This window comes from Streptomyces zhihengii, assembly GCF_016919245.1.
GTDB classification, from domain to species: Bacteria; Actinomycetota; Actinomycetes; order Streptomycetales; family Streptomycetaceae; genus Streptomyces; species Streptomyces zhihengii.
In genome coordinates, this window is record NZ_JAFEJA010000001.1 from 872,667 (window position 1) to 885,121 (window position 12,455).

The following is a 12,455-nucleotide window of genomic DNA, read 5'->3' on the forward strand; positions in this document are numbered from 1 at the left end:
CGGGGGAATCCCCTCCGCGTGCGGGCGTTGAAGCAGAGGTGAACACCGTCGCCGCCGTCCGGCTGTCCGTCCTCGACCGCTCCCGCACCCGTGAGGGCGCGGACCCCGCCGGGGCGCTGCGCGACACGGTGCGGCTGGCGCGCGAGGCGGAGGCGCTCGGCTACCACCGTTTCTGGGTGTCGGAGCACCACGGCGTGCCCGGGGTCGCCGGCTCCGCCCCGACGGTGCTGGCCGCCGCGGTCGCGGCGGCCACCTCGCGCATCCGGGTCGGGACGGGCGGCGTGATGCTCCCGAACCATCGTCCGCTGGTGGTGGCCGAGCAGTTCGGGGTGCTGGAGTCGCTCTTCCCCGGGCGGATCGACATGGGTCTCGGCCGCTCGGTCGGCTTCACCGACCCGGTCCGCCGGGCGCTCGGGCACGACAAGAAGGACGCGGACGGCTTCGCCGGGCAACTGGACGAGCTGCTGGGCTGGTTCACCGGCGGACCGGACGAACACCCCGGGGTCCACGCGTACCCGGCGGAGGGCCTGCGGGTGCCGCCGTTCGTGCTGGCGACGGGCGAGGGGGCGACGGTCGCCGCGCGGGCCGGGCTGCCCCTGGTGATCGGCGATCTGCGCGGCCGGGAGCGGCTGCTGGCGGCGGTGGACGCCTACCGGGAGGGCTTCAGGCCCTCGGCGTGGGCCGAGCGGCCGTACGTCGTGGTCGCGGGCACGGTGGTGGTGGCCGGGACGGAGGCGGCGGCGCGCCGGCTGCTGGTGCCGGAGGCCTGGTCGATGGCGTACTCGCGTACCCACGGCGTCTTCCCGCCACTGCTTCCGCCCGAGCGGGTGGCGGCGCTGACCATGACCGCCCGGGAGCGCGAGCTGTACGAGTCGGGGCTGAGCGGTCATGTAGCGGGCACGGCGGAGCAGGTGGCGCGGGAGCTGTCGGCGGTCGTCGCGGAGAGCGGGGCGGACGAGGTGCTGGTGACCACGAGCACCTACGAGCGTGACGCGCTGCTCGACTCGTTCCGCCGGCTGGCCGGCCTGGCGGGCCTCGCGTCCCTGACCAGCGCGGACGCGTAGGGTGAACCGCCATGGACAGCCCTCACGACCGCTTTGTGCGGGTCCGCGGCGCCCGTGAGCACAATCTGCGCGGCGTCGACGTCGACATCCCCCGTGACGCGCTCGTCGTGTTCACCGGCATCTCCGGGTCGGGGAAGTCCTCGCTCGCCTTCGGCACGGTCTACGCGGAGGCGCAGCGGCGCTACTTCGAGTCGGTCGCCCCGTACGCGCGCCGGCTGATCCACCAGGTCGGCGCCCCGGCGGTGGGCGGGATCAGCGGACTGCCGCCGGCCGTCTCGCTGGAGCAGCGCCGCTCAGCGCCCAGCTCGCGCTCGTCGGTCGGCACGGTCACCACGCTCTCCAACTCGCTGCGCATGCTGTACTCGCGGGCGGGCGACTACCCCGAGGGCGCGCCGCGGCTGGACTCGGACGCGTTCTCGCCGAACACCGCGGCCGGCGCCTGCCCGCGCTGCCACGGGCTCGGCCGGGTGCACGGCACCTCGGAGGAGCTGCTGGTCCCCGATCCCTCGCTGTCGATCCGCGAGGGCGCGATCGCGGCGTGGCCGGGCGCGTGGCAGGGCAAGAACCTGCGCGACGTGCTGGACGCCCTGGGGTACGACGTGGACCGCCCGTGGCGCGAACTCCCGGCGAAGGACCGGGAGTGGATCCTGTTCACCGACGAGCGGCCGGTGGTCACCGTGCACCCGGTGCGGGAGGCGGGCCGGATCCAGCGCCCCTACGAGGGCACGTACACCGGGGCCCGGCGGCATGTGCTGCACACCTTCGCCGACTCCAGGAGCGCGGCGCTGCGCGCCAGGGCCGAACGGTTCCTCACCAGCGAGCCGTGCCCGGTGTGCGGCGGCGGACGGCTGCGCCCCGAGGCGCTGGCCGTGACCTTCGCCGGCCGGACGATCGCCGAGGCGGCGGCGATGCCGCTGACCGAGCTGGCCGCCCTGCTGCGCTCCGCGCCGGACGGCGGCGCGACCGCGGAGGTGCTGAGGGCCGATCTGCTGGCCCGGGTCGCCACGGTGACGGAGCTGGGGCTCGGCTACCTCGGCCTCGACCGGCCGACGCCGACCCTCTCCAGCGGGGAGCTCCAGCGGCTGCGGCTGGCCACCCAGCTGCGGTCCGGTCTCTTCGGGGTGGTCTACGTGCTCGACGAGCCGTCGGCGGGCCTCCACCCGGCCGACACCGAGGCGCTGCTGGTCGTGCTGGAGCGGCTGAGGGCGGGCGGCAACTCGGTCTTCGTCGTCGAACACCATCTGGAGGTGGTCCGGCGGGCCGACTGGCTGGTGGACGTGGGGCCGCTGGCCGGCGAGCACGGCGGGCTGGTGCTGTACAGCGGGCCGCCCGACGGGCTGGCCGGGGTGCCCGGGTCGCAGACCCGCCGGTTCCTCTTCGGGCGGGAGGCCGTCCCGGCGGGCGTGCCCCGCGAGCCGTCCGGCACGGTACGGCTCGGGCCCGTCACCCGTCACAATCTGCGCGGGCTGACGGCCCAACTGCCGCTGGGCGTGCTCACGGCCGTCACCGGGGTGTCGGGATCGGGCAAGTCGACCCTGGTCGGCGCCGTCGACGCCGGACTGCCGGGTGTGGAGCGGCTGGTGACGGTCGACCAGAAGCCGATCGGGCGCACGCCCCGCTCCAATCTCGCGACCTACACGGGGCTGTTCGACGTGGTGCGCAGGCTGTTCGCCGCCACGGACGACGCGCGGGCGCGCGGCTGGAAGGCCGGACGCTTCTCGTTCAACACCAAGGGCGGCCGGTGCGAGACCTGCCAGGGCGAGGGCTTCGTCTCGGTGGAGCTGCTGTTCCTGCCGACCACGTACGCCCCCTGCCCGGACTGCGGCGGCGCCCGGTACAACCCGGCCACGCTGGAGGTCCGGCTGCGGGGGCTGACGATCGCGGACGTCCTCGGGCTGACGGTGGAGTCCGCGGCGGAGTTCTTCGCCGGCGACCGGGCCGCCTCGCGGAGCCTCGCGGCCCTGCTGGACGTCGGCCTCGGCTATCTGCGCCTCGGGCAGCCCGCGACCGAGCTGTCCGGCGGCGAGGCCCAGCGGATCAAGCTGGCGAGCGAGCTCCAGCGCGAGCGCGGCAGCCACACCCTGTACGTGCTGGACGAGCCGACGACCGGGCTGCATCCGGCCGATGTGGAGGTGCTGATGCGCCAGTTGCGGGGGCTGGTCGACGCGGGGCACACGGTGGTCGTCGTCGAGCACGACATGGACGTGGTCGCCCGCGCGGACTGGGTGATCGACATGGGGCCGGGCGGCGGCGACGAGGGCGGCCGGGTGGTGGCCGCGGGCCCGCCGGCCGAGGTCGCCCGCACGACCCCCGGCCCCACCGGCCCGTATCTCGCCCGGGCGCTCGCCGCCCCCTGACGCCGGCCCTCGCGCGGGCTGCCCACCGGTCCGCCGGTGTCAGCGCCGGGACCTGCGGGCCGCCCGCAGCCACTCCCGGTTCATGGCGGAGATCGACGGCAGCGGGATGCCCTTCGGGCAGGCGGTGGCGCACTCGCCGGTCAGGGTGCAGCCGCCGAAGCCCTCCTCGTCCATGGTGGCCACCATGTCGAGGACCCGGGTCTCGCGTTCCGGCGCGCCCTGCGGCAGCACGTTCAGATGGTTGACCTTGGCCGAGGTGAAGAGCATGGCCGAACCGTTGGGGCAGGCCGCCACGCACGCGCCGCAGCCGATGCACTCCGCGTGCTCGAAGGCGAAGTCGGCGTCCGGCTTGGGCACGGGGGTGGCATGCGCCTCGGGGGCCGATCCGGTGGGGGCGCTGATGTAGCCGCCGGCCTGGATGATCCGGTCGAAGGCGGAGCGGTCGACCACCAGGTCCTTGACGACGGGGAAGGCGGACGCCCGCCACGGTTCGACGTCGATGGTGTCGCCGTCGCTGAAGGAGCGCATGTGGAGCTGGCAGGTCGTGGTGCGCTCGGGGCCGTGGGCGTCGCCGTTGATGACCAGCGAGCAGGCGCCGCAGATGCCCTCGCGGCAGTCGTGGTCGAAGGCGACGGGGTCCTCCCCGCGCAGGATGAGGTCCTCGTTGAGGGTGTCGAGCATCTCCAGGAAGGACATGTCCGACGAGATGCCGTCGACCTCGTAGGTCGCCATCGTGCCGGTGGCGTCGGCGTTCTTCTGGCGCCAGACGCGCAGGGTGAGCTTCATGCGTAGCTCCGCTGAGTGGGGTGGACGTACTCGAAGACGAGGTCTTCCTTGTGCAGGACGGGGGCGCCGCCGGTGGACTCCCAGGCAGCGACGTAGGCGAAGGCGTCGTCGTCGCGGGCGGCCTCGCCGTCCGGGGTCTGCGACTCCTCCCGGAAGTGGCCGCCGCAGGACTCGGCGCGGTGCAGGGCGTCGAGGCACATGAGCTCGGCGAGCTCCAGGTAGTCGACGATCCGGTTGGCCTTCTCCAGCGACTGGTTGAACTCCTCACCGGTGCCCGGCACCTTGATGCGGCGCCAGAACTCCTCGCGGATCTGCGGGATCCGCTCCAGCGCCTTGCGCAGGCCCTGCTCGGTGCGGGCCATTCCGCAGTGCTCCCACATCACCTCGCCGATCTCGCGGTGGAAGGAGTCGGGGGTGCGGTCGCCGTCGGCGCGCAGCAGGGCCGCGAGGCGCTCCCGGGTCTCGGCGACCGCCTCGGCGACGGCGGGGTGCGCCGCGTCGACGGGGTCGAAGCCGCCGCGCGCGAGGTAGTCGTTGATCGTCGACGGCAGGACGAAGTAGCCGTCGGCGAGGCCCTGCATCAGCGCGGAGGCGCCGAGCCGGTTGGCGCCGTGGTCGGAGAAGTTGGCCTCGCCGATGGCGAACAGGCCGGGGACGGTGGTCTGGAGGTCGTAGTCGACCCACAGTCCGCCCATCGTGTAGTGCACGGCCGGGTAGATCCGCATCGGGACCTCGTACGGGTTCTCCGCGGTGATCCGCTCGTACATGTCGAAGAGGTTGCCGTACTTCTCGGCCACCTTCGGCCGGCCCATCCGCCGGATCGCGTCGGCGAAGTCGAGGTAGACGCCCTGCCCGCCGGGACCGACGCCGCGGCCCTCGTCGCAGACGTTCTTCGCCGCGCGCGAGGCGATGTCGCGGGGCACCAGGTTGCCGAAGGAGGGGTAGATCCGCTCCAGGTAGTAGTCGCGCTCCTCCTCGGGGATCTCGGCCGGCGGCCGGTCGTCGCCGTGCGCCTTCGGCACCCAGATGCGGCCGTCGTTGCGCAGCGACTCGCTCATCAGGGTCAGCTTGGACTGGTGGTCGCCGGTGCGCGGGATGCAGGTGGGGTGGATCTGGGTGAAGCACGGGTTGGCGAAGTACGCGCCGCGCCGGTGGGCGCGCCACACCGCGGTCGCGTTGGAGTTCATCGCGTTCGTCGACAGGTAGAAGACGTTGCCGTAGCCGCCGGTGGCGAGGACGACGGCGTCGGCGGTGTACGTGGAGATCTCGCCGGTCACCAGGTCACGGGCGACGATCCCGCGGGCGCGTCCGCCGGCCACCACGAGGTCCAGCATCTCGGTGCGGGCGTGCAGGGTGACGTTCCCGGCGGCGATCTGGCGGGAGAGCGCCTGGTAGGCGCCGAGGAGGAGCTGCTGGCCCGTCTGGCCGCGGGCGTAGAAGGTGCGGGAGACCTGGACGCCGCCGAAGGAGCGGGTGTCGAGCAGCCCGCCGTACTCCCGGGCGAACGGCACGCCCTGCGCCACGCACTGGTCGATGATCTCGACGGAGATCTGCGCGAGGCGGTGCACGTTGGACTCGCGGGCGCGGAAGTCGCCGCCCTTGACGGTGTCGTAGAACAGCCGGTGGATCGAGTCGCCGTCGTTGCGGTAGTTCTTGGCGGCGTTGATGCCGCCCTGGGCGGCGATGGAGTGGGCGCGGCGCGGGGAGTCCTGGTAGCAGAACTGCTCGACGTGGTAGCCCTGTTCGGCGAGGGTGGCGCCCGCCGCGCCGCCGGCGAGGCCGGTGCCGACGACGATCACGGTGTGCTTGCGCCGGTTGGCGGGGTTCACCAGCTTCGCCTCGAAGCGCCGGGTGTCCCAGCGTTCGGCGACGGGCCCGCCGGGCGCCTTGGCGTCGGCGAGGGGTTCGCCGGTGGTGTAGTCGAGGTAGCTCATGTCAGCTCACCACTCCGGTCATGACGGCGACGGGTACGGAGACGAAGCCGGCGGTCAGCGCGAGCGCCAGCAGGTCGGCGACGGCCTTCAGGGCGCGGTCGCGGGCGGCGTTGCCGGCGCCGAGGGTCTGGGCGGCGCTCCAGAATCCGTGCCGGACGTGGAGCCCCATGGCCGTCACCGCGGCGATGTAGACGGTGTTGCCGTACCAGGTGGAGAAGGTGTCCACCACGTTCTGGTACGGGTGCCCCTCCTGGAAGCCGCCCGGGTGGGCGTGACCGGTGGTGAGGTCCAGGATGTGCCAGACGATGAACAGCGCCAGGATGATGCCGCCCCAGCGCATGGTGCGGGTGGCGTAGCTCGCCCGCGGGCGCTTGTGGACGTAGCCGGTGGGCCGGGCCCGGATGTCGCGCCGGCTGAGCTGGTACGCGGAGACGGCGTGGCCCACGACGGCGGCGAGCAGCAGCACCCGCACCAGCCACAGGGCCCAGGAGTAGTGCAGCACCGGCGCGCCCATGGTCCGCAGCCAGTGCCCGTAGGCGTTGAACTCCTCGGGGCCGAAGAAGATCTTGAGGTTGCCGAACATGTGGGCGACCAGATAGCCGAGCATGATCAGACCGCTGACGGCCATGACCGTCTTCTTGCCGAGGGTCGATCCCCAGAAGGTGCGCGTCATGGACGGTTTTCGTGCCGTCCGCGTGTCCAGAGCCATGGCGCCGACGGTAGGCCCCCACCCGACCAGAGGTCCAAGACATGATCCGGCTCGCGTCGATAGGCCATGCCTATCGGGCGTCGTAGAGTGGAGTCATGCAGCTCCAGCAGCTCCGGTATTTCGTCGCGGTCGCCGAGACCCGTCACTTCACCCGCGCCGCCGAGCGCGTCCATGTCTCCCAGCCGTCGCTCTCCCAGCAGATCCGTGCCCTGGAGCAGGAGCTCGGTGCCGATCTCTTCGGCCGGGCCCGGGGCAACATCGCGCTCACCGACGCCGGCGAGGCCCTTCTCCCGCTGGCCCGCCGGATCCTCGCCGACACCGAGACCGCCCGCCGCGAGGTGCAGGAACTGGCGCAGCTCCGCCGCGGCAGGGTCCGCCTCGGCGCCACGCCGAGCCTGTGCACGGGCCTGCTGCCGCGGGTGCTGCGCACCTTCCACGACCGGCATCCGGGCATCGAGCTGATCATCGAGGAGTCCGGCTCGCACGACCTGGTCCGCGAGCTGGCACGCGGGGCGCTCGACCTGGCGCTGGTCGTGCTTCCCCTGCCGTCGCCGTCCCCCGCCCTCACCACCGTCGAACTGCTGCGCGAGGACCTGGTGGTGATCTCCTCACCGGACTCCCCCGCGCCGCCGGCACCGCTGCGCATCGCCGATCTGGCGGGCGAGCCCCTGGTGATGTTCCGCCACGGCTACGACCTGCGGGACCTGACGGTCGCCGCCTGCCGCGCCGAGGGCTTCGAGCCGTCGTTCACGGTCGCCGGCGGCGAGATGGACGCGGTGCTCGGCTTCGTGCGCGCCGGCCTCGGTGTGGCCGTCGTCCCGGCGATGGTGGCCCAGGGCGCCGGCCGCGACCTCCGCACGACCCCCCTCGCACCCCCCGGCCTCCACCGCACCATCGCCCTGGCCCACCGCAGCGACGTCGCCCCACCCCGCGCCGCCCGCGAACTCCAGCGGGTGCTGCTGGCGGCGACCTAGACTCCCGCCCCGGGCGCCCTTCTCCGGCCCGCCGGCGTTCGAGGCGCGGGGGCCCCCTCTCCAGCCCCGCCGGCGTTCGAGGCGCGGGGGTCCGGGGGCGGAGCCCCCGCCGCGGCGCCGCACCCGAAGAGCACCCCGGGCAACGGCATCCCGCCCCAGGGCGGCGCCGAACCCGAAGAGCACCCCCGGGCAACGCCACCCCACACAACAAGCCGCCCCACGGGGCCGCCCTCACACCGCGTCAGCCATCACCAGCGCATGAATCCGATCCGGCGCCCCCGGCCTCGCGTAGTACCACCCCTGCGCCGTATCGCACCCCAGCTCCCGAAGCTGCTCCGCCTGCGCCCCCGTCTCCACGCCCTCCACCGTCACCGCGAGCTCCAGGCTGTGCGCGAGCGACACGATCCCCTCGACGATCTTGAGGTCCACCGGGTCGCACGGATGCTGCTGCATCCCCTGCGTGAAGGAACGATCCAGCTTCAGCACGCTCACCGGCAGCCTCCGCAGGTTCGCCAGATTCGAGTACCCGGTGCCGAAGTCGTCGAGCGCGATGTCCACGCCCATCTCCGAGAGCTGCCGCAGCGGCTTGAGCAGATCCTCGTCCGCGCCGATCAGCGCCGACTCGGTGACCTCCAGGCACAGCGCCCCCGGCTCCAGCCCGGAGCGCTCCAGCACGTCGACGGTGTCCGCGACCAGCCCCGGGTGCTGGAGCTGGGCGGGCGAGAGGTTGACGTTGATGCGCAGCGGCCCCCCGTCCGCGTGCCGCCGGCTCCAGAAGCGTGCCTGGCGCACCGACTCCTGGAGCACCCAGCGGCCCAACGGCACGATCAGGCCCGTGCGTTCGGCGAGCGGGATGAAGCGGTCGGGCCCGAGCACCCCGTGCTGCGGGTGGCACCAGCGCACCAGCGCCTCGGCCCCGTGCACCGTGCCGTCGCCGAGGTGGACGAGCGGCTGGTACTCGATGAAGAACTCGCCGCGCTCCAGCGCGGCGGGCAGCGCGGTGGTCAGCCCGTGCCGGGTGATCGCGCGGGCGTCCGCCTCCGGGTCGGCGAGCTCGAAGCGGTTGCCGCCCGCGGACTTGGCCCGGTACATGGTGATGTCGGCGCTGCGCAGCACCTCGGCGCTGGTGCGTTCGCCGGCCGGCCCCTCGACGATGCCGATGCTGCCCCGGACGGTGAACTCACGGCCGTCGACGTTGATCGGTGTGGCGAGCGAGCCGAGGATCCGCGAGGCGAGTTCGTCGACCTCCCGCTCGGTGTCCGGGCCGGTGGTCAGGGCCACGAACTCGTCGCCGCCGAGCCGCGCGACCATCTCGCCCGGGGCGGTGGCGCAGCTCTGGAGCCGGTCGGCGACCTCGACGAGGAGCCGGTCGCCGGTGGCGTGGCCGAGGCTGTCGTTGATGGCCTTGAAGCCGTCGAGGTCGAGGTAGCAGAGGCCGAAGCGGGCGCCCTCCCCGGCCGTGACGGCCTTCTCCAGCCGTTCGAAGAACAGCGTCCGGTTGGGCAGGCCGGTCAGGGCGTCGTGCGTGGCCTCGTAGCGCAGCCGCAGGTTGAGCAGCCGGCGTTCGGTGGTGTCCTCCATCAGCGCGAGCTGGTACTGCGGCTCGCCCTCGGCGTCGCGCAGCAGGGAGACGGTGAGGTTGGTCCACAGCACGGTGCCGTCGTTGCGGTAGAACGGCTTCTCCGTCCGGTACTCCTCGCGCTCGCCGCGCACCAGTTCCCGGTAGAGGTCCCACACCTGCGGCCGGTCCTCGGGGTGCGCCCAGTCGCTCATCCGGCGTCCGCGGACATGGTGTTCGAGGCCGCCGAACATCCGGGTCAGGGTGTCGTTGACCTCCAGGACGTTGCCGTCGAGGTCGGCGATGGCGATGCCGATGGCGGCGCCCTCGAACACGGCCCGGAAGCGGACCTCGGTGTCGTGCATGGCCTGGAGCGCGTCGCTGCGGGCGAGGAGCGAGGAGCGGGCGATGGCCTCCTGCTCGGCCAGCGTGCGCTCGCGCAGCGCGTGGGCGAAGCCGGCGGCGACCGCGTGCTGGAGCCGTGCGCAGCGGGCGCGGCTCTCCTCGGCGCTCTCCTCGGGGTCGCCGCAGTACAGGACGAGGTAGGCGTCGATGACGCCGAGCGTGCGGCTCAGCGCGTCGGGGTCCGTGCAGTGGGCGTCCACGAGCGCGGCGCCGACCTGCTGGGCGGACTGCGGGGTGAACGGCCGGGCGTGCAGCGCCCGGTGGAGTTCCCGGGCGATCGGCAGCAGATGCCGTTCGAATGCGGGCCGGGTCAGCGACGTGGCGGTGACCGGGAAGATGGCCCGGCTCCAGATGGTCGCGAATCGCCGGAGGCGGTCCTCCAGGGCGTCCGGCTCCCCCGCGGAACCGGCGGCCTGCGCGTCGGGGCTCACGCCTTGCGCCCCACCCCTGAGAAGCCCGAGAAGGCGTATGGATCCTCCTGCTCGACGGGCCCGTCCGGCCGCCAGTGCGGCATGGGCACCAGGCCGGGGTCGACCATCTCGAAGCCCTCGAAGAACGCCGCGATCTCCTCGCGTCCGCGCATGGCCACCGGCTGGCGGATGTCGCGGTAGACGCCGACCGCGCCGCCGGCCGCCTCGGCCGTGACCGGGACGCCCTCGTAGGAGGCGTGGGTGAGGATCAGCAGGCTGCCGGGGGCGAGTTCGTCGCGCAGCGCGGCGACGGCGGCGCCCGGGTCGTCCGCGTCCTGGAGGAAGTGCAGGACGGCGACGAGCAGCAGGGCCACCGGGCGGCCGAGGTCGAGCAGGTCCCGGACCTCGTGGCTGTCGAGGATCTGGTTCGGCTTGCGCAGGTCCGCGGCGAGGACGGCCGACGCGGCGTCGCCCTCCAGCAGGGTGCGGCCGTGGGCGACGGCCACGGGGTCATGGTCGACGTAGACGACCCGGGCGTCCGGCACCGCCCCGCGCGCCACTTCGTGGACGTTGCCGAAGGTCGGGATTCCGGAGCCGATGTCGAGGAACTGGGTGATCCCCTGCTCCGCCGCGTAACCCACCGCGCGTCGCATGAACGCCCGGTTCGCCTGCATGATCTTCGGCAGGCCCGGCATGAACTCCATGGCCTTGCGGGCCGCTTCCCGGTCGACCTCGAAGTTGTGCGAACCGCCCAGGTAATAGTCGTACATACGGGAAACGCTCGGCACCGATATGTCGATGCCATGCGGTGCCCAGGCGGGACGCTCCATCGATGTCTCCAACAAGTCGCCACGGAGGGTCGGCCATGTCCATGGCCAGTGTTCGAGCCGAGGCTACTGATCGCCCGCCAAGAGGGCGAGTCCAAACGGAAATTAGCGGTCCGTTCTTGGTCACACGACGTGGTCACGGGACCGGGTGACAGGACGTCGTCATACGGGGACGGCACGCGCATGCGTCATGACCGCCTGTCACCGGCCGGCGGAATGCGCGCGGCGCACATGCGACCGGTCCGCCGGCACACCGGGGGGTGTGGGACGGACCGGTCGCGGGCCGGAGCTGCGTGGGGACTACTTGGGCGCTCCGACCGGCTTGCCCTCCGGGGAGACGGCGTACCAGGTGCCGCCGACGCCCTGGCCGTTGGTGTCGCCGGGCTTGGCGTCCCCGGAGAAGGTGTAGATGGGCCAGCAGTCGATCGTCTGCTGGGCGATGCCGTCGGGCCGGTCGAAGGTGACGAAGCCCTTCTTCAGGATGCCGACCGTGTCGTTCTTCTCGACGGGCTCGACCACGGGCCACTTCTCCAGGCAGGCGCCGGTGCAGGCCGTCTTCATGGGCCAGGCGGAGTCCTTCATGAAGCGGTAGACCGTCATCCCGTCCTTGTCGACGACGATCTCGCCGAGCTTGGGGTCCTTGCGCACCGAGAGCCCGGCGAGATCGGCCTCCTCGCCCCCGGCCTCCTCCGCGGCGCCCGGCTCCGCCTTCTTCCCGTCGGGGGCGGCCGCGTACCATGTGCCGCCGACGCCCTGCCCGTTGACGTCCCCGGCCTTGGTGTCCTTGGCGTAGCGGTACATCGGCCAGCCGTCGATGGTGAGCTGCTTGGAGCCGTCCGCCCTGGTCACCTCGCCGATCAGGGAGGCGTCGACGCCGGGGGCCGCGGTCGCGCCGCCCGCGGCCACCACGGGCCAGGTCTTCGCGCAGTCGCCTTCGCAACTGGACTTCGGGGGCTTGGCGGTGTCCTTGTCGAAGCGGTAGAGGGTGAAGCCCGCGCTGTCCGTGACGACCTGGCCGAGTTCCTTGCTCTCCCAGACGGCGAGCTGGCCCGCGGGCTTGGCCTCGGCCGCCTCCTCGCCCCCGGAGCCGTAGCCGGCGTCCGCCCCGTAGCCTCCGTCGCCGGGCGCCGCGGGATTCGCGGCGCCGACGGCCTGACCGTTGGGTGTCGTGGTGCCCTGGTCCTGACCGCACGCCGTCGTCAGCGCGAGTACGGCCGCCGCGGTCACCGCGAGCGAGGCGTTCCGCCAGGTGTTCATGTCCACTCCCGTTGTTCTTCCAGCCGGTTGGGGCGCCGCCCGGCGCCGTTCATGGCCCTAGGTACGGACGTGGGGGCGGCGGGTGTTCAACGCCGGGGGAAGAATCTTGTCCGTCGCGGACGCGAATGGTCGAAATCCCGCTGGCACCAGGCGAATTCACCCTCTGTGGGGCGC

Annotated in this window: 9 protein-coding genes; 3 read left to right on the top strand and 6 right to left on the bottom strand. The window is 72.9% G+C overall.

Features of this window, described 5'->3' with window-relative positions:
• Positions 1–38 precede the first annotated feature (38 nt).
• Both JE024_RS03730 and JE024_RS03735 read left to right on the top strand, forming a co-directional pair.
• Positions 39–1,064 carry an LLM class flavin-dependent oxidoreductase gene (locus tag JE024_RS03730; RefSeq protein WP_205372190.1) on the top strand — a complete coding sequence of 342 codons (1,026 nt, stop codon included), beginning with the start codon at positions 39–41 and terminating at the stop codon, positions 1,062–1,064.
• An 11-nt stretch (positions 1,065–1,075) separates the two neighbouring features.
• Positions 1,076–3,421: an ATP-binding cassette domain-containing protein gene (locus JE024_RS03735; protein WP_205372191.1), complete on the top strand. Its 2,346-nt coding sequence runs from the start codon at positions 1,076–1,078 to the stop codon at positions 3,419–3,421.
• A gap of 39 nt (positions 3,422–3,460) precedes the next feature.
• Here JE024_RS03735 and JE024_RS03740 read toward each other — a convergent pair whose 3' ends face one another.
• The 3 genes from JE024_RS03740 to JE024_RS03750 are packed head-to-tail and all read right to left on the bottom strand — an operon-like array spanning position 3,461 to position 6,850.
• Positions 3,461–4,207, bottom strand: coding sequence for a succinate dehydrogenase/fumarate reductase iron-sulfur subunit (locus JE024_RS03740; RefSeq protein ID WP_205372192.1), 747 nt, complete (start codon positions 4,205–4,207; stop codon positions 3,461–3,463).
• Positions 4,204–6,141 carry a fumarate reductase/succinate dehydrogenase flavoprotein subunit gene (locus JE024_RS03745; protein ID WP_205372193.1) on the bottom strand — a complete coding sequence of 646 codons (1,938 nt, stop codon included), beginning with the start codon at positions 6,139–6,141 and terminating at the stop codon, positions 4,204–4,206. Before JE024_RS03745 ends, JE024_RS03740 begins: the two co-directional genes overlap by 4 nt.
• 1 nt (position 6,142) lies before the next feature.
• Positions 6,143–6,850 carry a succinate dehydrogenase gene (locus tag JE024_RS03750; protein ID WP_205372194.1) on the bottom strand — a complete coding sequence of 236 codons (708 nt, stop codon included), beginning with the start codon at positions 6,848–6,850 and terminating at the stop codon, positions 6,143–6,145.
• A gap of 95 nt (positions 6,851–6,945) precedes the next feature.
• On the opposite strand from JE024_RS03750, the gene JE024_RS03755 reads away from it, so the two are divergent.
• Positions 6,946–7,824 carry a LysR family transcriptional regulator gene (locus JE024_RS03755; RefSeq protein ID WP_205372195.1) on the top strand — a complete coding sequence of 293 codons (879 nt, stop codon included), beginning with the start codon at positions 6,946–6,948 and terminating at the stop codon, positions 7,822–7,824.
• Between the two features lie 231 nt (positions 7,825–8,055).
• Here JE024_RS03755 and JE024_RS03760 read toward each other — a convergent pair whose 3' ends face one another.
• The 3 genes from JE024_RS03760 to JE024_RS03770 all read right to left on the bottom strand — a co-directional run bounded on the left by JE024_RS03760 (position 8,056) and on the right by JE024_RS03770 (position 12,281).
• Positions 8,056–10,218 carry a putative bifunctional diguanylate cyclase/phosphodiesterase gene (locus tag JE024_RS03760; protein ID WP_205372196.1) on the bottom strand — a complete coding sequence of 721 codons (2,163 nt, stop codon included), beginning with the start codon at positions 10,216–10,218 and terminating at the stop codon, positions 8,056–8,058.
• Positions 10,215–11,027 (bottom strand): SAM-dependent methyltransferase, encoded by an 813-nt coding sequence (locus JE024_RS03765; protein ID WP_205372197.1) that lies wholly within the window; start codon positions 11,025–11,027, stop codon positions 10,215–10,217. Before JE024_RS03765 ends, JE024_RS03760 begins: the two co-directional genes overlap by 4 nt.
• 297 nt (positions 11,028–11,324) lie before the next feature.
• On the bottom strand, positions 11,325–12,281 hold the full coding sequence (locus JE024_RS03770) for an SCO0930 family lipoprotein (RefSeq protein WP_205372198.1): 957 nt from the start codon (positions 12,279–12,281) through the stop codon (positions 11,325–11,327).
• Positions 12,282–12,455 lie beyond the last annotated feature (174 nt).